Raw genomic sequence first — 18,149 nt, forward strand, 5'->3', positions numbered from 1 at the left:
TACACCGCCATGTACGTACGAATCTTCGCTGCGGTCTGGCTGCTCGTCTGCGCCTTGCTCGCCGTGGTCGCCTGGGGCTTCCAGGCGCCGTTCAGCTACGACCCGGTGGGCCCGCGCGCCTACCCCCTGCTGTTGCTGCTCCTGATGGCCGCCGCCGCCGTCTGGCTGCTGGTCAAACCCGGCGAGGCCGAAGACCTGCCGATTTCCTGGTCCCTGGCGCGCAAGGTCGCGCTGTTCATCGGCGGCCTGTTCGCCTACGCCCTGCTCTTCGAACCCCTGGGCTTCGTCCTCAGCACCGCCCTCGCGGGCTTCGGCCTGGGCCTGCTGTTCAACGGCCGGCCGCTGCCTAGCCTGCTCAGCGGCGTACTGATGGGCACGCTGCTCTATGGCCTGTTCGACTACCTGCTGGACGTCCCGCTGCCGATGGGCCTGTTGGCCATCCTGGAGAACTGAGATGGAAACCCTCAACTTCCTGGCCCAGGGCTTCGACGTCGCCCTGCGCCCGATCAACCTGCTGGTGGCGCTGTTCGGCGCCTTCGTCGGCACCGTGGTGGGCCTGCTCCCGGGCCTGGGACCGATCAACGGCGTGGCCATCCTGCTGCCGCTGGCCTTCGCCCTAGGCCTGCCGCCGGAAACCGCACTGATCCTGCTGGCCGCCGTGTACCTGGGCTGCGAGTACGGCGGACGCATCTCCGCCATCCTGCTCAACGTGCCCGGTGACGCCGCCGCCATCATGACCACCCTCGACGGCTACCCCCTGGCGCGCCAGGGCAAGGCGGGCATCGCCCTGTCGCTGTCGGCCATGAGCTCGTTCATCGGCAGCACCATCGCCACCATAGGCGTGGTTCTGTTCGCCCCCATCCTCGCCAACTGGGCGGTGGCCTTCGGCCCGGCCGAGTACTTCGTGCTGATGGTTTTCGCCATCGCCTGCCTCGGCGGCATGGTCGGCGACAAACCGGTCAAGACCCTGCTCTCGGCGTTGATCGGCCTGGGCCTGGCCACCGTGGGCGTGGACGCCACCACCGGCGTATACCGCTTCACCTTCGACAGCGTCGGGCTGTCCGACGGCATCCAGTTCGTGATCGTGGTCATCGGCCTGTTCAGCGTCAGCGAGATGCTGCTGATGCTCGAACACACCGCCACAGGCCAGCAGGCGGTCAAGGCCAGCGGGCGCATGCTGTTCAACCTCAAGGAGTTCTCCTTCACCTGGTGGAGCACCGTGCGCAGCTCCCTGGCCGGCTTCGTCATCGGTGTGCTGCCCGGCGCCGGCGCCACCATCGCCAGCGCCATCACCTACATGAGCGAGAAGCGCATGGCCGGAACCGGCGGCCGCTTCGGCGAAGGCGACCTGCGCGGCGTGGCGGCCCCGGAAGCGGCCAACAACGCCTCCGCCTGCGGCTCGCTGATCCCCATGCTGACCCTCGGCGTGCCGGGCTCGGGCACCACCGCGGTGATGATCGGCGCCCTCACCCTCTACAACATCACCCCCGGCCCGCTGCTGTTCGAGCAGCAGCCCGACGTGGTCTGGGGGCTGATCGCCTCGCTGTTCATCGGCAACGTCATCCTGCTGGTGATGAACATCCCGCTGGTGGGGCTGTTCGCCCGCATGCTCACCGTGCCCACCTGGGTCCTGGTGCCGGCCATCACCGTGGTCAGCGTGGTGGGCGTGTACGCCGTGCACAGCACCACCTTCGACCTGGTACTGATGGCCGCCCTCGGGGTGTTCGGCTACCTGCTGCGCAAGATGGATTTCCCGATGTCGTCGCTGATCCTCGGCTTCGTCCTCGGCGAGCTGATGGAGTCCAACCTGCGCCGAGCCCTGTCCATCACCAACGGTGACCTCGGCATCCTCTGGAGCAGCCCCATCACCATCGGCCTCTGGGTACTGACCGCCGTCATGCTGGCCCTGCCGGGCATCCGCTGGATGCGCGCCCGCGCCAAGGCGAAGCTCGCCCATGCCTAAGTGGTTGCTGACGCCCCTGGTGGGCGCCGCCGGCGGTTGGCTGGCCAGCCTGGTGGGCTGGCCGCTGCCCTGGATGGTGGGCTCGCTGTTGGCGGTGATCGCCGTGCGCTGCATCGGCAACCTGCCATTGGCGGAAGTACCCGGGGCGCGCAAATGCGGCCAGTGGGTGGTGGGTGTGGGCATCGGCCTGCACTTCACCCCCGCGGTGATCGAACAGGTGCTGGCCAACAGCGCCATCATCCTGGTCGGCGCCGTGGCCACCACCCTCTCCAGCGTGATCGGCATCCGCCTGATGCTGCGCAGCGGCGAGGATCGCGCCACCGCCTTCTTCGCCAGCATGCCGGGTGGCGCCAGCGAGATGGTCAACCTCGGCCAGCGCAACGGCGCGGTCACCAGCCGCGTCGCCGCCGGCCAGAGCCTGCGCCTGTTGCTGGTGGTGCTCAGCGTGCCGGCATTGTTCCAGCTGTTCCTCGGCGCGCCTCCCACCGCCCACCAGGCCGCTGCGGTGGATGGGTCCTGGCTGGCCCTGGCGCTGGCTGGCGGCGCGGCCCTGGCGCTGCTGATGCAGCGCTATCGCCAACCCAACCCCTGGCTGATCGGCCCGCTGCTGGTCAGTGCCGCCCTGAGCATCGGCTTCGACCTGCAACTGGGCCTGCCCCAGGGCGCCAGCCAGCTCGGCCAGTGGCTGATCGGCAGCGCCCTGGGCTGCCACTTCGACCGCGCCTTCTTCCACCGTGCCCCTTCCTTCATCGCCCGCACCCTGCTGGCCACCTCCCTGGGCATGGCCTTCGCCGCCGTGGCCGCCGAACTGCTCGGCTGGCTGGACGGCCTCGACCACCGCTCGCTGATGCTGGGGATGATGCCGGGCGGCATCGCCGAACTCAGCCTCACCGCCGAGGCGCTGCAACTGTCGGTGCCGCTGGTGACCGCCCTGCAGGTGCTGCGACTGCTACTGGTGCTGTTTCTCGCCGAGCCGGTGTTCCGGCGTTGGCAGAAACGCGAGAGCCACGCTTAGCCCGCCTTGCGCGGGCTTTTTTTGGTTTGCCCAATGGTGCCCTCGCTTGGCTCCGGGCTTGTGGCGGCTCCTCTCACGCCGGTAGGCGCGAAGCAGTCCTGATGCCCATAGCGGCCTGAAACGAAGCATCGATGATGACGCCGCGCCAACCGCCCCTTCAGGAGGCCGAGTGGAATCCTTGCGCAGGGGGACGAGCGGCATGGATGCCGCGAGAGCCGCGCAGGGCCATGGATGGCCCTTCGCGGCGGGCCCCCGAAGCAAGGATGTAGCGAGGGAACCCCGGCGAAGCCGGGGCCGGATGCAGGGGCAAGCGCTTTGGTTACTTTCTGGCGTTTGAGAAAGTGACTCGCCCGGGAGGGCGAAACAGAACCCCGAAGCCCGCTCGGCAATGAGCCGGACACCCAAGCTAGAAGCCCACATACAAATCTTCCCGCAACATCCCGTTGCGCGCGCGATCTCACGGGTAATGAGAGCCGCCTATGCTCTCCCCTATCCACTTCCGCCAAGGCCGCCCCATGCCCGGACGCATCGCCCGCCTTCGCTTCCTCATGCTCGCCGTCGGCCTTCTGCTGCTGGCCGCCTGCAGCCGCCTCGACCTGGCCTACCGCAACCTCGACCTGCTGATCCCCTGGTGGATCGGCACCTACGTCAGCCTCGACGACGAGCAGAAGGCCTGGCTGGAGCCACGCCTGGATCAGCACCTGGCGTGGCACTGCGACACCCAGCTGCCGGAGTACGTCGCCTGGCTCGAACAACTGGGCCAGCTCAGCCAGCGGCCACAGGTGAGCGCCAACGACCTGCGCGGACAACTGGTGCAGGTCCGCGAGGCCGCACAGAACATCGCGGTGCAGATCACCCCCACGGCGTTGGGCCTGGCGGAAAGCCTCACGCCCAAGCAGATGGGCGAACTCTACGTGGCCATGGACGAGCGCAATGCCGAGCTGCGCGAGAAACATGTCGCGCCATCGCGCAAGCAACAGGCTGCGGCCCGGACCCTGCGCATGCGTGAGTCGGTGGAAGAGTGGATGGGGCCCTTGCGACCGAGCCAGGTGGCGCACATCGACGCCTGGGCCAAGGCGCGCGGCGACTACAACAAGACCTGGGCCGAGAACCGCGAGAACTGGCAAAAGGCGCTGCGCAGCACCCTTTACGACCGCCACAACGCCGACTTCCGGGCGCGCCTCACGGCCCTGCTGCAGGAGCCGGAAGACTTCTGGACCGAGGCGTACCGCAAGGCCTACCCGGCGTCCGAGGCGGCCCTGGCGCAGCTGTTCGCCGACCTGCTCAACAGTGCCGACGAGGGCCAGCGCAGCACGCTGCGCCAGCGTATCGGCGACTTGAGCAGCGACCTCAAGGGCCTGGCCTGCTACCCGCGCTGAGGCCGTTTGACCGTTCGTAGGAGCGAGCTCTGCTCGCGAAAGAAGCTTCGCGAGTAGAGCCCGTTCTTATGCGAGCGCCGGCAGGCTCCAGTCGATGGGCTCGAGCCCGTGCTGGGCGAGGAACTTGTTGCAACGGCTGAAGTGGCCATTGCCCAGGAAACCCCGGTACGCCGACAGCGGCGACGGGTGCGCCGACTTCAGGATCAGGTGCTTGGTGGGATCGATCAGCCGCTCCTTGCTCTGGGCATGGGCGCCCCAGAGCAGGAACACCAGGCGCGGCTGGCTCTGGCTGACCACCTCGATCACCTTGTCGGTGAAGGGTTGCCAGCCGGCGGCGGCATGGGAGCCGGCGCGGGCCTGCTCCACGGTGAGGGAGGTGTTGAGCAGCAGCACGCCCTGCTCCGCCCAGGACTGCAGGTAGCCGTGGGACGGAATCTCGATGTTCAGGTCGCGCTTGAGCTCCTTGTAGATGTTCTGCAAGGACGGCGGCGTCGGTACTCCCGGCTGCACCGAGAAGCACAGGCCATGGGCCTGGCCGGGCCCGTGGTAAGGGTCCTGGCCGATGACCACCACCTTCACCCGCTCCAGGGGCGTGGAGTTCAGCGCGTTGAAGATCAGCGGCCCCGGCGGGAACACCACCTTGCCGGCGGCTTTCTCCTGGCGCAGGAACTCGCCCAGGGCCTTCATGTAGGGCTTGTCGAACTCGTCCCGCAGGGCGTCTTTCCAGCTCTCTTCGAGCTTGATCCGGTCGTCGCTTTCAGTCATTGCTCTATCTGTTCCGTATCGGTTGCCGGGGCGCTTCCCGCCCGATGGTCGGGCACCCTAAGAAATGCCCACTACCCTTGTCAATCAAGGACGCCTGGAGCAAGCCCGCATGGACAATCGCCACGACACCGTGAAAGTCGCGCTCTACGAGCGCTTTCTCAAGGACGCCGATGCGTTACCACCGATGCCGGAGGCGTCCCTGCGCCTGCGCCAGTTGCTGGCCGGCGAAACCTCCTCCCTTGAGCAACAAAGCGCCTTGCTTGCGACCTACCCCGCCGTCGCCGAACGCCTGATGGAGTTCGCCAGCCTGCCCCTGCTCGGCCATATCCGCCCCGGCGCGCAACTGCTGGACGTGGTCCGGCAACTGGATGGCAGGCGCCTGGCCAACCTGGTGCTCGCCTTCGAGTTGCACCAGTTGTTCGAGGGCGACGAGCCGAGCCTGCAGAAAGTCTTCGGCAAACGCTGGAACCTCAGCCTGCAACGGGCCGCCTATAGCGCCGGCCTGGCCCAGCATCTCCCACACCTGCAGGAGGAAGACGCCTTGCTGGCCGGCCTGCTGCAGGATGTCGGCAGCCTGCCGCTGCTCGGGGAACTGCAGCGCTGGCCGCAGGTGTCGCGCCTGGAGGTCGACCTGCAACGGCTTTGCGAGCAGTTGTCCGCCGAGCTGGGGGTGCTGCTGCTGACGGCCTGGAAACTGCCCGGCTCGCTACAGGAATGCGCGCGCCTGCGCCGCGACTGGTGCCGGCAGCACAAGGGCCCGGTGGACCTCGCCGACGTGGTGCAGGTCGCCAGCCAGCTACTGGACGAGCCACGCAACGACGACCGCCTGGCCCGTCTGCCCGCCTACCAGCGCATGGAGCTGCCGACGCCCCAGGCGCTGCGTGCCGAGCTGGCGGAAGTGGTGGCGCTCTGGTTGAAACTGCTGGGGGGCAGGCCCGTGGAAACGGATGCCTGAACCCGGCCCCAGCCGGACTGCAGACGAGGTAGGAGCGAATTCATTCGCGAATCGGACCCACGGGCCTCACGGCCCTTCGCGATTGAAATCGCTCCTACATCGAGCCGGCCGTGCCAAATGTCGCACCGAGCTCGATCTCAGAGAGGGGCTCGGAGGCGCAACCATCGCCCCGCCTCACCCCTGGTGCAGCGCCCGGTAATGGGTCGGCGCCATCCCCACCACCTTGCGGAACAGCCGCGAGAAGTAATAGACATCCTCGTAACCCAGCTGCTCGGCGATCTGCTTCACGCCCTGGTTGCCTTCGTCCAGCAGCCGGCAGGCGTGGGCCATTTTCAGCTGGATGAAATCCTGGATCGGCGAGTGGCCGGTCAGGGCACGGTAGGTCTTGGCGAAATGGAAGCGCGACAGCTTGAACTGCGCCGCCAACTGGTCGAGGTTGAGACTGTCGTGCAGGTGGGCACGCATCACCGCCTGCACCGCGTCCACGTCGAGCACCCGGCCGGACTTGAGATAGCCACGCACGGGCAACACCGCCAAGGACGTCAGCAGGGTCTGCAACTGGTGGGCGGCATGGATGAAGTGCGGCAGGTTCAGGCCCTGCCGGCGCAACCCCAGCAGGGCGTCGAAATCCGCCAGCAAGCGCGGTTGCACACCGATGCGGCGCAGCGTGGCCTGCCCCAGGGGACGCAGGTAGTCCGCGACCAGCTCACCCTCGAAATGCACCCAGTAGATGCTCCAGGGTCGCTGCGGATCGGCGCCATAGGTATGGGCGCGGCCCTTGGGCAGCAGCAACAGGTCGCCACCTCCCACCGCTATTCGTCCATCCCCACTGTCCAGCCAGCCCTGCCCGGAACGGCAGTAGATCAGCAGGTCGTCCTCGGGCTCCGCACGCGCCATGAGGTGCCCCTGGGCCTCCGGGTAATAGCCCAGGGCCAGTGGATAACAGGCCGACGTCAGCGGGTGGCGGGCCAACAGCCGACGCAGGCGGGGCGGTGTGGTGAAGCGCACGCCATTGGCCGGCAACGGCCAGTTCGAGGTTTCCACGGAGCGGCTCATGGGCTGTTCTTGTCGTAACCTTCAATCCCAAGATCGTCCATCCCTCGGCCAAGATCGTCAATCCACATCTGGATCGGTGGCCGCTATAAAAGCAAGAAACAACAAGGTCCCGTCTTACGGGTGGAGGACCAGATGACCAAGACGATTCCCCAGCTGATCGATGGCGAGTGGCGAGAAAGCCGCGCCCGCGAGCTGATTGAAGTCACCGATCCGACTACCCAGGAAGTCCTGGCCCTGGCGCCCAAGGCCACCGCGGAGGAGATCGAGGCCGCCGTCGCCAGCGCCAAGGAAACCTTCCAGAGCTGGCGCGAGGTACCGGTGCCCGAGCGCGCCCGCCTGATGCTGCGCTACCAGCAACTGCTCAAGGACCACCACGACGAACTGGCCGAACTGCTGGCCAGCGAGACCGGCAAGACCCTGGCCGATGCCAAGGGCGATGTCTGGCGCGGCATCGAAGTCGCCGAGCACGCCGCCAACGTGGCCAGCCTGATGATGGGCGAGACGGTGGAGAACGTAGCCCGCGAGATCGACACCGCCAGCTGGGTGCAGCCACTGGGCGTCTGCGTCGGCATCACCCCCTTCAACTTCCCGGCGATGATCCCACTGTGGATGTTTCCCCTGGCCATCGCCTGCGGCAACACCTTCGTCCTCAAGCCCTCCGAGCAGGACCCCTTGACCCCCAACCGCCTGGCCGAACTGTTCATCGAAGCCGGCGCCCCCAAGGGCGTGTTGCAGGTGATCCACGGCGGTCGCGAACAGGTGGACGCCCTGCTCACCCACCCGGATGTGCGCGCCATCTCCTTCGTCGGTTCCGTATCGGTGGGCCAGCACATCTACCGTACCGGCACCTCCCACCTGAAGCGGGTGCAGGCCTTCGCCGGCGCCAAGAACCACATGGTGGTGCTGCCCGACGCCCACAAGGACCAGGTGCTGAGCAATCTGGTGGGAGCCAGCTGCGGTGCCGCCGGCCAGCGCTGCATGGCCATCAGCGTGGCGATTTTCGTGGGCGAGGCGCGGCAATGGATTCCCGAACTGGCCGCGCAGATGGCGGAGCTGCGGCCGGGCCACTGGCGGGATGCCCATTCCGCCTTCGGTCCATTGATCAGCCAGCAGGCGCGCCAGCGGGTGCTGCGCCTGATCGCCGAGGGCAAGGCCGAAGGTGCCGAATGCCTGCTCGACGGCTCCCAATGCCAGGTGCCGGGCTACCCGAAGGGCAACTGGCTGGGCCCCACCCTGTTCCGTGGCGTCTCGCCGAAAATGAGCCTGTACCGCGAGGAAGTCTTTGGCCCGGTGCTGGTGTGCATGGAGGTGGACAGCCTCGATGCGGCCATCGCCCTGGTCAACGCCAACCCCTACGGCAACGGCACCAGCCTGTTCACCCGCTCCGGCGGCGCCGCGCGGCACTTCCAGCATGCGGTGGAAGTGGGCCAGGTGGGCATCAACGTGCCCATCCCCGTGCCCCTGCCCTTCTTCTCCTTCACCGGCTGGAAGGGCTCCTTCTACGGCGACCTGCACGCCTACGGCAAACAAGCGGTGCGCTTCTACACCGAAACCAAGACGGTCACCTCACGCTGGTTCGACGACAGCGCCGTGGCCGGCCCCAACCTCACCATCCAGTTGAAATAAGAACGGCGGAGCCAAGATGGATTTCGATCTCGACGAAGAACAACGCCTGCTGGTGGACAGCGCCCGCGCGTTCGCCAGCCATGAGCTGGCGCCCCACGCGGCCGACTGGGACCGCGACCACCACTTCCCGCTGGAGGTGATCCGCCGCGCCGCCGAACAGGGCTACCTGGGCCTCTACATCGCCGAAGAAGACGGTGGCCTGGGCCTGTCGCGGCTGTCCGCCGCGCTGATCTTCGAGCAACTGGCCGCCGGCTGCGTGGCCACCACGGCCTACCTGACCATCCACAACATGGCCACCTGGATGCTCGCCAGCTTCGGCGACGCCGAGCTCAAGGCGCGCTGGCTACCCGGCATGATCGGCGGCGAGCTGCTGGCGTCCTATTGCCTGACCGAACCGGACGCCGGCTCCGACGCCGCCCGCCTGCGCACCCGTGCCCGCCGCGACGGCGACGACTACGTGCTGGATGGCAGCAAGTGCTTCATCTCCGGCGCCGGCAGCACCCAGGTGCTGATCGTCATGGCGCGCACCGGGGAAGACGGCGCCAAGGGCATTTCCTGCTTCCTGGTGCCGGCCGATGCCGAAGGCGTCCGCTACGGCCGCAACGAGGACAAGATGGGCTGGCGAGCCCAGCCCACCCGCACCATCACCTTCGAGGGCGTGCGCATCCCGGCGGGCAACCGCATCGGCCCCGAAGGCCAGGGTTTCGTCTACGCCATGAAGGGCCTGGACGGCGGCCGCCTGAACATCGCCAGTTGCTCCCTCGGCGCCGCCCAGGCGGCCCTGGAACAGAGCCTGCGCTATGTCGAGGAACGCAAGCAGTTCGGCAAGCCCCTGGCCGACTTCCAGGCCCTGCAGTTCAAGTTGGCCGATATGCTCACGGCGCTCACCGCCAGCCGGCAGATGGTCCGCCTGGCCGCCAACCGCCTGGACCTGCGCCACCCCGAAGCCAGCCTGTTCTGCGCCATGGCCAAGCGTTTCGCCACCGACCAGTGCTTCACCCTGTGCAACGAAGCCCTGCAATTGCACGGCGGCTATGGCTACCTGAACGACTATCCTCTGGAACGCTGGGTGCGCGATACCCGGGTGCACCAGATACTCGAAGGCACCAACGAAATCATGCGCGTCATCGTGGCGCGCCGTTTACTGGAACAAGGCGGCGACCTCGACCGTCTCTCGTAAGGAGCAGCACATGACCACTGCCGTTGAACCCTACCAGCCCGGAATCTTCGACCTGACCCACAAGCTCACGGTGGAAAAGCACGGCCATACCGCGCTGATCACCATCAACCACCCTCCGGCCAATACCTGGGACCGGGAGTCGCTGATCGGCCTGAAACAGCTCATCGAGCACCTCAACCACGACGACCAGATCTATGCCTTGGTGGTGACCGGCCAGGGGCCCAAGTTCTTCAGCGCCGGCGCCGACCTCAACCTCTTCGCCGACGGCGACAAGGCCCGCGCGCGGGAAATGGCCCGGCGCTTCGGCGAAGCCTTCGAGGCCCTGCGGGACTTCCGTGGCGTATCCATCGCCGCGATCAACGGCTATGCCATGGGCGGTGGCCTGGAATGCGCCCTGGCCTGCGACATCCGCATTGCCGAACGCCAGGCGCAGATGGCCCTGCCGGAAGCCGCCGTGGGCCTGCTGCCGTGCGCCGGCGGTACCCAGGCGCTGCCCTGGCTGGTGGGCGAAGGCTGGGCCAAGCGGATGATCCTCTGCGGTGAGCGCATCGACGCCGAAACCGCCCTGCGCATCGGCCTGGTGGAACAACTGGTGGACAGCGGCGAGGCCCGTGGCACCGCCCTGCTGCTGGCGGCCAAGGTGGCGCGGCAGAGCCCGGTGGCGGTGCGTACCATCAAGCCGCTGATCCAGGGTGCGCGGGAACGCGGGCCGAACGGCTGGCTGCCGGAAGAGCGCGAGCGCTTCGTCGACCTGTTCGACGCCGACGACACCCGCGAAGGGGTCAACGCCTTCCTGGAGAAACGCGAGCCCCATTGGCGCAACAAATGACCGAACGCCGGACGATATGACCATGAATGTGAGTTTCGAAGAACGCAACGGCCTGCACGGCGCCCGCATCGGCATCGCCAGCCTGGATGCCGAAGCCAGCCTCAATGCCCTCTCCCTGCCGATGATCGAAGCCCTGGACGCGAAATTGCGCGCCTGGGCCGACGACCCGGAGATCGTCTGCGTGCTGCTGCGCGGCAATGGCCCCAAGGCCTTCTGCGCCGGCGGCGACGTGCGCAAGCTGGTGGACGCCTGCCGCGAGAATCCCGGCGTGGTGCCGCCCCTGGCGGGCCGTTTCTTCGCCGATGAATACCGCCTCGACCACCGCATCCATACCTTCCCCAAACCGCTGATCTGCTGGGCCCATGGCCATGTGCTGGGCGGCGGCATGGGCCTGATGCAGGGCGCCTCGATCCGTATCGTCACCCCGTCCAGCCGCCTGGGCATGCCGGAGATCAACATCGGCCTCTACCCCGACGTCGGCGGCAGCTGGTTCCTCGCCCGCCTGCCGGGCAAGCTCGGCCTGTTCCTCGGGCTGGGCGCCGGCACCATCAACGCCCGCGACGCCCTGGACCTGGACCTGGCCGACCGCTTCCTGCTGGACTCCCAGCAGGACGAGCTGATCCGAGGCCTGGTACAGATCAACTGGCAGGACCATTCCGACAGCCAGCTCAACAGCCTGCTCAAGGCCCTGGAACACGAAGCCCATGGCCAGTTGCCCGAAGCCCAGTGGCTGCCCCGGCGCGCACGCATCGACGCACTGCTGGACGTGGCCGACCTGCCCGCCGCCTGGACCGCCATGACCGGCCTGCAACACGACAGCGACGTGCCCCTGGCGCGCTCCGCCAAGACCCTGGCCGCCGGCTGCCCGCTCACCGCCCACCTGGTCTGGGAGCAGATCCGCCGGGCGCGGCACCTGTCCCTGGCCGAGGTGTTCCGCATGGAATACGCCATGAGCCTGAACTGCTGCCGCCACCCGGAATTCCCCGAAGGTGTGCGTGCGCGCCTGATCGACAAGGACAACGCACCGCGCTGGCATTGGCCGGATGTGGCGGCCATTCCCCGCGCGGTGATCGAAGCCCACTTCGAGCCGGTCTGGGAGGGCGCCCACCCGCTGGCCGACCTCTGACAAGCCGCCCACCGCCGCGCAGCGCGGGCCAAGGAGAAGCACGATGAGCAAGATCGCCTTTATCGGACTCGGCCACATGGGCCTGCCCATGGCCCGCAACCTGCTCAAGGCCGGCCACGCGTTGAAGGTCTATGACCTGATGCAGGCCGCCGTGGACGAGCTGGCGGCCGAAGGCGCCCTGCCCGCGCGGGACGCCCGCGACGCGGTGGCGGGCTGCGAGGTGGTGGTCACCATGCTGCCGGCCAGCCGCCATGTAGAGGGCCTGTTGCTGGGCGATGACGGACTGCTGGCGGAGATTGCCGCAGGCAGCCTGCTGCTGGAGTGCTCCACCATCGCGCCGGAGTCCGCGCGCAAGGTGCACGCCGTTGCCAAGGCGCGGGGCATCGAGATGCTGGACGCACCGGTATCCGGTGGCACCGCCGGTGCCGCCGCCGGCACCCTGACCTTCATGGTCGGCGGCCAGGCGGCAGCCCTGGAAAAGGCCCGGCCGATCTTCCAGGCCATGGGCAAGAACATCTTCCACGCCGGCCCCGATGGCGCCGGCCAAGTGGCCAAGGTGTGCAACAACCAGCTACTGGCGGTGCAGATGATCGGCACCGCGGAATCCATGGCCCTCGGCGTGGCCAACGGCCTGGACCCGGCGGTGCTGGCCGAAATCATGCGCCAGAGTTCGGGCGGCAACTGGGTGCTGGAGCGCTACAACCCCTGGCCGGGTGTGATGCCCAACGCGCCGGCGAGCAAGGAATACGAAGGGGGCTTCATGGCCGAGCTGATGGCCAAGGACCTGGGCCTGGCCCAGGAGACCGCACAGGGCAGCCTCTCCAGCACCCCCATGGGCGCCCTGGCGTTGCAGCTCTATCGGCTGCTGCTCAAGCAGGGCAAGGGCCGCAAGGACTTCTCGGTGGTGCAGAAGCTGTTCACCGAATAGGTTTACGGTGCGCGTGGTCCACCATCGGGTCCCGGCACAACCCCGTTGGTGGATGGAAGTGCGTCATCCACAAGGCTGAACGGCGCATGCCTCCTTGTGGATGGGTCGGGCGGCGTTCCGCGGAGCTTGCGATACCCATGCTGTTCTTTGGAGCCGATGGGCATCGCTTCGCTCAAGCGGAACGGGGTCCGGCACGACCTCTGTTCGCGAGCGGAGCTCGCTCCTACGGGGCCCGCCAGCGGATCAGCGCTCCCTCAGTGCCTCGGCGCGGGCGCGGATGATGGGCTTGAGCAGGTAGCTGAGGATGCTCTTCTTGCCGGTCATGATGTCCACCGAGGCGACCATGCCGGGGATGATCAGCAGCGGGTCCTCGTCCGAGCCCAGGTGGCTCTTCTGGGTGCGCAACTTGATCAGGTAGAAGCTGTTGCCGTCCTCGTCGGTGATGGTGTCGGCGCCGATCTGTTCCAGTTCACCCGACAGGCCGCCGTAGATGGTGTAGTCGTAGGCGGTGAACTTGACCGTCGCGTGCTGGCCCGGGTGCAGGAAGGCGATGTCCTGGGGCCGGATACGCGCCTCCACCAGCAGGGTGTCGTCCAGCGGCACGATCTCCACCAGGTCGCTGCCCGGCTGGATCACGCCACCGATGGTATTGACCAGCAGCTGCTTGACGATGCCGCGCACGGGCGACGTGACCAGGGTGCGCTTGACCCGGTCCTCCAGGGCCTTGCCGGTGGCGTTGGCCTTGTTCAGCTCGGTGCGTGCCTCGTTGAGCTGGGTCAGCGCCTCGCTGCGGAAGCGCGAGCGGGTCTCGGCGATCTTGCGCTCGGCTTCCTTGATCGCCGACTCGGCGCGGGGAATCGCCAGGCTGGTGGCTTCCAGCTCGCCACGGTTCTCCACTTCGGCACGGCGCAGCCGCAGGACTTCCACCTTGGAGATGGCGCCCTCGGCCACCAGCGGCTCGGAAATGGAGATCTCCTGGCGCAGCAGTTGCAGGCTGTTGCGGAACTGGGCCTGCTTGGAAAGGAATTCCTGGAGCTCCTGGCGACGCTGCACCAGTTGCTCTTCCAGGCCCGCCACTTCCTCCTGCAATTGCAGTTGGCGGCTGCTGTAGAGGGCTTCCTCGCTGGCCGCCTGCTCGGGGGCGATCTTGCGCAGCTCCTCGGAAATCTGCAGCGGCCGGTCTTCGACCTCTGCGCTCAGCCGCTCTACGCGCAGCTGCATGGAGGTGCGGTCGGCCTCGGTTTCACCCACGTTGGACTCGAAGCGGGTCGGGTCCAGGCGCAACAGCGGATCGCCGACTTCCACCACCTGGCCTTCGCGGACGAACAGCTCGGAAACGATGCCGCCCTCCAGGTTCTGGATCTTCTGCAACTTGGAAGACGGAATGGCCTTGCCTTCGCCACGGGTGACTTCATCGATCTTGGCGAAATTCGCCCAGAGCACCATGAACAGAGTGAAGCCGACCAGGGTCCAGATGGTCAGGCGCACCACGCGCGGCGCGTCCTCCACCAGGGCCTTGTTGACCTCGGGAAGCGGCTGCTCGGAAAGGGACTCGCTACCTTTGAAATACCGGCGCAGGGCGCCGAAGCCGTTACGCAACACTGATCTGCCCCTTCTTCAGCGCTTCCATTACCGCTTCCTTCGGACCGTCGGCGATGACCCGGCCGCGGTCGATGATCAGCAGCCGGTCCACCAGCGAAAGCATGGAGGCCCGGTGGGTGACCAGCAGCAGGGTCTTGTTGGCGATCATCCCGGTGAGGCGCTCCTTGAGCCGCTCCTCGCCCGGGTTGTCCATGGAGCTGGTGGGTTCGTCGAGCAGCAGGATCGGCGGATCGAGCAACAGGGCGCGGGCCAGGGCGACGTTCTGCCGCTGGCCGCCGGACAGGTTCTGGCCACGCTCACCCACTTGCAGCTCATAGCCCTTGGGGTGCAGCCGGGCGAACTCGTGGACACCGGACAGTTCGGCGGCCTGCAGCACCAGCTCGTCCTCCACGTAGCGGGCGCCGGACATCAGGTTGTCGCGCAGGGTGCCGCTGAACAGCTGGATGTCCTGCGGCACGTAGCCGACGTTGTGGCGCAGCTCGCTGACGTCCAGCTGGCGGATGTCGGTGCCGTCCACCAGGAGGCTGCCGGAGTCGGCCTGGTAGAGCCCGACGATCAGCTTGGCCAGGGAGCTCTTGCCCGAACCGCTACGGCCGATGATGCCGATCTTCTCGCCGGGACGGATGATCAGGTTGACCTCACTGAGGGCCGGGGTCTGCTGGTTCGGGTAGGTGAAGTTGACCTCGCGAAGCTCGATGCTGCCCTGCAGCTTGGAGCGCACCAGGGGCTGCTCGCCCTCCTGGCGCTCCTGCGGCAGGTCCATCATCTGGTTCACGTTGGTCATGGTCAGGCGCGCCTGCTGGTAGCGGGTGAGCAGGCCGGACAACTGGGTCAGCGGGCCGAGGGCACGGCCATTGAGCATGTAGCAGGCGATCAGGCCGCCCATGCTGAGGTCGCCGGCCATGATCAGGTAGACGCCGGCGACGATCATCACCACGCCCGCCAACTGCTGGATCATCAGGGTGAGGTTCATCGCCAGGCTGGAGAGCATCTTCACCCGCAGCTCGAGGCGGCCGAGGGTGCCGATGGTCTGCTCCCAGAGGTACTGGCGGTCGCTCTCGGCGTTGTTGACCTTCACCGCGTCGAGGCCGGCGAGGGTTTCGATCAGGCTCGACTGGCGCTCGGCGGCCAGCGCCATGGTGCGATCCATGGTCGCCACCAGCGGCTTCTGCAGCATCCAGCTGATGCCCATGGCCAACGGGAAGGCCAGCAACGGCACCCACACCAGATGGCCACCGAGCAGGCCGATCACCAACAGGATCAACAGGGTGAACGGCAGGTCGATGACACTGGTGAGGGTCAGCGAGGCGAGGAAGTCCCGCAGCGTCTGAAACTCGTGGATGTTCTGGGCGAAGCTGCCGACCCGCATCGGGCGGTGCTTCATGGCCATGCCGACGATGCGCTCGAACAGCGTGGCGGAGATGATCAGGTCGGTCTTCTTGCCGGCCAGGTCCAGGCACAGGCCGCGCATGGTCTTGAGCAGCAGGTCGAAGATATAGGCGCCGGAAATGCCGATGGCCAGCACCCAGAGGGTGGCGGCGGCCTGGTTGGGCACTACCCGGTCGTACACGTTCATCACGAAGAGCGGCGCGCCGAGGCCGATCAGGTTGATCAGCAGGCTGGCGGCGACGGCGTCGACATAGAGCCAGCGCGAGCGCTTGAGGGTGTCGCGGAACCAGGACTTGGTGCGCGGGATCAGGCTGCCCTGGTCGAGGTCGTACTTGTGCTGGGGCTGGGCGAAGAACACCTGGCCGGCGTAGTCCTCCTGCAGCAGCTCGCGGGCCACCTTGATCTCGCCACCGTCGCTCTCGCTGAGCAGCAGCCGCGCGCCGCCGTCGCTGTCCCAGCCGAGGATCACCGCACAGCGGCCTTCCTTGAGCAGCAACAGGGCCGGCATGGCCATCTTCGGAATCTGTTCCAGGCGCCGATGCAGCAGGCGGCCCTGGAGTCCCGCACGGGCCGCCGCACGGGGCAGCAGCTCGACGGTCAGGCGTTGCTTGGGCAGCGGCAGGCCGCTGGTGAGCATCGCCCGGTTGGCCGGCTTGTGGTGCAGGACACACAGGGACAGCAGCGAGTCCAGCAAGGGGTCGTCATGCTGCCCACGAGGATCGATGTTGACTTGAACGCGACTGACTTCTGGATCCACGCCTGGACACTCTGCTCTGGGTTCTTCGGGTAACCGGGTCCGGGCCGAGCTCCGCAGGCCCGGTCAAGACGGCTGTCTCGACCGGGTAATGCGGATGGGATCCGGGGCTTCAGTTCAGGCCGGGAAGGGTGGCCTGGGGCTTCACTTCGTTCTGTACCACCGTTGCCATGGGCGCCACTACGCCCTGGCTCTTCAGCAGCTCGCCCATGGTCGCCTTGATGCGGTACTGAGTAAACAGCTCGGTGTAGCGCAGGTCCACCAGGCGACGCGAGGCGGTGAAGAGTTCGTTCTCGCTGTCCAGCAAGTCGAGCAGGGTGCGCTCGCCGATGCTGAATTGCTTCTGGTAGGACTCGCGCACACGGGTGCTGTAGTCGACGTACTGCTGGGCGATCGGCAGCTGCTCACGGGCGTTGTTCAGCGCGTTCCAGGACAGGCCGAGGTCTTCGTTAAGTACGCGCAGGGCGTTGTTGCGGATGTCCAGCGCCTCGTTGATCTGGAAGGCCTTGGATTCCAGGTCGGCCTTGTTACTGCCGCCGGCGAAGAGGTTGTAACGCATGCGCAACATCGCCTGCCATTCGTTGACGTGGCCGTTTTCGCCGTCCACGTCATTGTCCGCTGCACGGGACAATTCGGCATCGAAGCGCGGGTAGAAAGTGGACTTGGCGGCGGCGTACTGGCTCTCGGCCGCGGCTACGTCGGACTCGGCGGAACGCAGGATCGGGCTGTTGGCCAGCAGCGCCTGGCGGGCATCCTGGAGGGACCCCGGCAGTTGCCCCGGCAAGCCGGCCGGCTCGCTCAGGTCCACCGGGTCCATGCCGACCACGCTGTAGTAGTTGGTGCGCGCGTCATTGAGGTTGGTCTGCTCGGTGATCAGGTTATTGCGGGCCTGGGCCAGGCGCGCTTCGGCCTGGTCCTGGTCGGCCAGGCGCCCTACCCCGCGCTCACTGCGCAGGCTGATCTGGTCGAAGATGCGTTCGTGGCTGCGCAGGTTGTCCTGGGCCAGGCGCACCATTTCCTGCCGGCGCAGGACATCGATGTAGACCTGGGCCACGTCCAGCGCGGTGCGCTCGGAGGTCCCCAGCAGCGAGTAGGCGCGGGAGTTGACCGTGGCCTGCTGGCGCCCCACCTCGTTCTTGGTGGCGAAACCGTCGAACACCATCTGCTGCAGACGCAGGCTGGACTCGCCCCGGGTCATGGTCTCCCAGTGGTCGTCACCGGTAGCGCGGGTCGTGGTGTTGTCGGTGCCTTCACGGCCATAACCGCCCAGCAGGTCGACGGACGGCAGGTAGCCACCCTGGGCGGCGCGCAGCTGCTTGTCGGCCGAAAGGCGGCTGTTGACCCCGGCCTGCACTTCCGGATGGACATCCATCGCGCGCTGCATGGCTTCGGAGAGGCTCTGGGCATGGGCCGGCAGGCTGGCAACCAGGGCGAACGGGAGCAGGGTGGAGAAGCGCAGACGCATGTTCTTGGCATCCTTTTCGTTGATTGTAAGGTCCGGAAACTTCACCGGGATTGCGTTGGATCAAGCTTCCGAATCCGTGAACGACCTCACACTGGATGACTTGAAAAACGCAGGTAA

General features: G+C 67.0%; 15 protein-coding genes. 10 read left to right on the top strand and 5 right to left on the bottom strand.

The features are described from left to right. The first annotated feature begins 9 nt into the window (after window positions 1-9). From PCA10_RS21275 to PCA10_RS21290, 4 genes are all read left to right on the top strand, one after another. The gene (locus PCA10_RS21275) at window positions 10-453 is read left to right on the top strand and encodes a tripartite tricarboxylate transporter TctB family protein (RefSeq protein WP_016494147.1); all 444 of its coding nucleotides are present in this window, start codon (window positions 10-12) and stop codon (window positions 451-453) included. Between the two features lies 1 nt (window position 454). Next, window positions 455-1,963: a tripartite tricarboxylate transporter permease gene (locus PCA10_RS21280; RefSeq protein WP_016494148.1), complete on the top strand. Its 1,509-nt coding sequence runs from the start codon at window positions 455-457 to the stop codon at window positions 1,961-1,963. Further along, on the top strand, window positions 1,956-2,978 hold the full coding sequence (locus PCA10_RS21285) for an AbrB family transcriptional regulator (RefSeq protein WP_016494149.1): 1,023 nt from the start codon (window positions 1,956-1,958) through the stop codon (window positions 2,976-2,978). Before PCA10_RS21280 ends, PCA10_RS21285 begins: the two co-directional genes overlap by 8 nt. Before the next feature lie 479 nt (window positions 2,979-3,457). Further along, the gene (locus PCA10_RS21290; protein WP_016494150.1) at window positions 3,458-4,357 is read left to right on the top strand and encodes a DUF6279 family lipoprotein; all 900 of its coding nucleotides are present in this window, start codon (window positions 3,458-3,460) and stop codon (window positions 4,355-4,357) included. A 66-nt stretch (window positions 4,358-4,423) separates the two neighbouring features. Here the strand turns inward: PCA10_RS21290 and ung are convergent, their stop codons facing one another. Further along, window positions 4,424-5,122, bottom strand: coding sequence for a uracil-DNA glycosylase (gene ung, locus PCA10_RS21295; protein ID WP_016494151.1), 699 nt, complete (start codon window positions 5,120-5,122; stop codon window positions 4,424-4,426). Window positions 5,123-5,231: 109 nt separating this feature from the next. On the opposite strand from ung, the gene PCA10_RS21300 reads away from it, so the two are divergent. Continuing rightward, the gene (locus tag PCA10_RS21300) at window positions 5,232-6,077 is read left to right on the top strand and encodes an HDOD domain-containing protein (RefSeq protein WP_016494152.1); all 846 of its coding nucleotides are present in this window, start codon (window positions 5,232-5,234) and stop codon (window positions 6,075-6,077) included. Window positions 6,078-6,251: 174 nt separating this feature from the next. Here the strand turns inward: PCA10_RS21300 and PCA10_RS21305 are convergent, their stop codons facing one another. Further along, window positions 6,252-7,133, bottom strand: a complete 882-nt coding sequence (locus PCA10_RS21305) for an AraC family transcriptional regulator (RefSeq protein ID WP_016494153.1) — start codon at window positions 7,131-7,133, stop codon at window positions 6,252-6,254. A gap of 132 nt (window positions 7,134-7,265) precedes the next feature. Here PCA10_RS21305 and PCA10_RS21310 point away from each other — a divergent pair, with 132 nt between their 5' ends. From PCA10_RS21310 to mmsB, 5 genes are read left to right on the top strand one after another with little or no spacing between them, the layout of a single operon-like run. Then, complete coding sequence (locus PCA10_RS21310; protein WP_016494154.1) at window positions 7,266-8,759, top strand: CoA-acylating methylmalonate-semialdehyde dehydrogenase; 1,494 nt, start codon at window positions 7,266-7,268, stop codon at window positions 8,757-8,759. A gap of 16 nt (window positions 8,760-8,775) precedes the next feature. Next, the gene (locus tag PCA10_RS21315; RefSeq protein WP_016494155.1) at window positions 8,776-9,939 is read left to right on the top strand and encodes an isobutyryl-CoA dehydrogenase; all 1,164 of its coding nucleotides are present in this window, start codon (window positions 8,776-8,778) and stop codon (window positions 9,937-9,939) included. Between the two features lie 10 nt (window positions 9,940-9,949). After that, window positions 9,950-10,768, top strand: a complete 819-nt coding sequence (locus PCA10_RS21320; RefSeq protein WP_016494156.1) for an enoyl-CoA hydratase — start codon at window positions 9,950-9,952, stop codon at window positions 10,766-10,768. A gap of 22 nt (window positions 10,769-10,790) precedes the next feature. Then, window positions 10,791-11,894, top strand: coding sequence for an enoyl-CoA hydratase/isomerase family protein (locus PCA10_RS21325; protein ID WP_016494157.1), 1,104 nt, complete (start codon window positions 10,791-10,793; stop codon window positions 11,892-11,894). Window positions 11,895-11,937: 43 nt separating this feature from the next. Next, the gene (mmsB, locus tag PCA10_RS21330; protein WP_016494158.1) at window positions 11,938-12,822 is read left to right on the top strand and encodes a 3-hydroxyisobutyrate dehydrogenase; all 885 of its coding nucleotides are present in this window, start codon (window positions 11,938-11,940) and stop codon (window positions 12,820-12,822) included. A 243-nt stretch (window positions 12,823-13,065) separates the two neighbouring features. Here the strand turns inward: mmsB and PCA10_RS21335 are convergent, their stop codons facing one another. The 3 genes from PCA10_RS21335 to PCA10_RS21345 all read right to left on the bottom strand — a co-directional run bounded on the left by PCA10_RS21335 (window position 13,066) and on the right by PCA10_RS21345 (window position 18,032). Beyond that, window positions 13,066-14,424 (bottom strand): HlyD family type I secretion periplasmic adaptor subunit, encoded by a 1,359-nt coding sequence (locus PCA10_RS21335; RefSeq protein WP_016494159.1) that lies wholly within the window; start codon window positions 14,422-14,424, stop codon window positions 13,066-13,068. Then, the gene (locus PCA10_RS21340; RefSeq protein ID WP_041770392.1) at window positions 14,414-16,570 is read right to left on the bottom strand and encodes a type I secretion system permease/ATPase; all 2,157 of its coding nucleotides are present in this window, start codon (window positions 16,568-16,570) and stop codon (window positions 14,414-14,416) included. Before PCA10_RS21340 ends, PCA10_RS21335 begins: the two co-directional genes overlap by 11 nt. Before the next feature lie 109 nt (window positions 16,571-16,679). Then, window positions 16,680-18,032 carry a TolC family outer membrane protein gene (locus tag PCA10_RS21345; RefSeq protein ID WP_016494161.1) on the bottom strand — a complete coding sequence of 451 codons (1,353 nt, stop codon included), beginning with the start codon at window positions 18,030-18,032 and terminating at the stop codon, window positions 16,680-16,682. Between the last annotated feature and the right edge of the window lie 117 nt (window positions 18,033-18,149).

It is taken from the genome of Pseudomonas resinovorans NBRC 106553, from assembly GCF_000412695.1.
Classification (GTDB): domain Bacteria; phylum Pseudomonadota; class Gammaproteobacteria; order Pseudomonadales; family Pseudomonadaceae; genus Metapseudomonas; species Metapseudomonas resinovorans_A.

What these genes read in the sequence shown, in the direction of transcription:
- PCA10_RS21345 (WP_016494161.1), bottom strand. Translation starts at nt 18,032, where the DNA reads ATGCGTCTGCGCTTCTCCACCCTGCTCCCGTTCGCCCTGGTTGCCAGC.
- PCA10_RS21305 (WP_016494153.1), bottom strand. Translation starts at nt 7,133, where the DNA reads ATGAGCCGCTCCGTGGAAACCTCGAACTGGCCGTTGCCGGCCAATGGC.
- PCA10_RS21300 (WP_016494152.1), top strand. Translation starts at nt 5,232, where the DNA reads ATGGACAATCGCCACGACACCGTGAAAGTCGCGCTCTACGAGCGCTTT.
- PCA10_RS21320 (WP_016494156.1), top strand. Translation starts at nt 9,950, where the DNA reads ATGACCACTGCCGTTGAACCCTACCAGCCCGGAATCTTCGACCTGACC.
- mmsB (WP_016494158.1), top strand. Translation starts at nt 11,938, where the DNA reads ATGAGCAAGATCGCCTTTATCGGACTCGGCCACATGGGCCTGCCCATG.
- PCA10_RS21280 (WP_016494148.1), top strand. Translation starts at nt 455, where the DNA reads ATGGAAACCCTCAACTTCCTGGCCCAGGGCTTCGACGTCGCCCTGCGC.
- ung (WP_016494151.1), bottom strand. Translation starts at nt 5,122, where the DNA reads ATGACTGAAAGCGACGACCGGATCAAGCTCGAAGAGAGCTGGAAAGAC.
- PCA10_RS21290 (WP_016494150.1), top strand. Translation starts at nt 3,458, where the DNA reads ATGCTCTCCCCTATCCACTTCCGCCAAGGCCGCCCCATGCCCGGACGC.
- PCA10_RS21315 (WP_016494155.1), top strand. Translation starts at nt 8,776, where the DNA reads ATGGATTTCGATCTCGACGAAGAACAACGCCTGCTGGTGGACAGCGCC.
- PCA10_RS21310 (WP_016494154.1), top strand. Translation starts at nt 7,266, where the DNA reads ATGACCAAGACGATTCCCCAGCTGATCGATGGCGAGTGGCGAGAAAGC.
- PCA10_RS21325 (WP_016494157.1), top strand. Translation starts at nt 10,791, where the DNA reads ATGAATGTGAGTTTCGAAGAACGCAACGGCCTGCACGGCGCCCGCATC.
- PCA10_RS21275 (WP_016494147.1), top strand. Translation starts at nt 10, where the DNA reads ATGTACGTACGAATCTTCGCTGCGGTCTGGCTGCTCGTCTGCGCCTTG.
- PCA10_RS21285 (WP_016494149.1), top strand. Translation starts at nt 1,956, where the DNA reads ATGCCTAAGTGGTTGCTGACGCCCCTGGTGGGCGCCGCCGGCGGTTGG.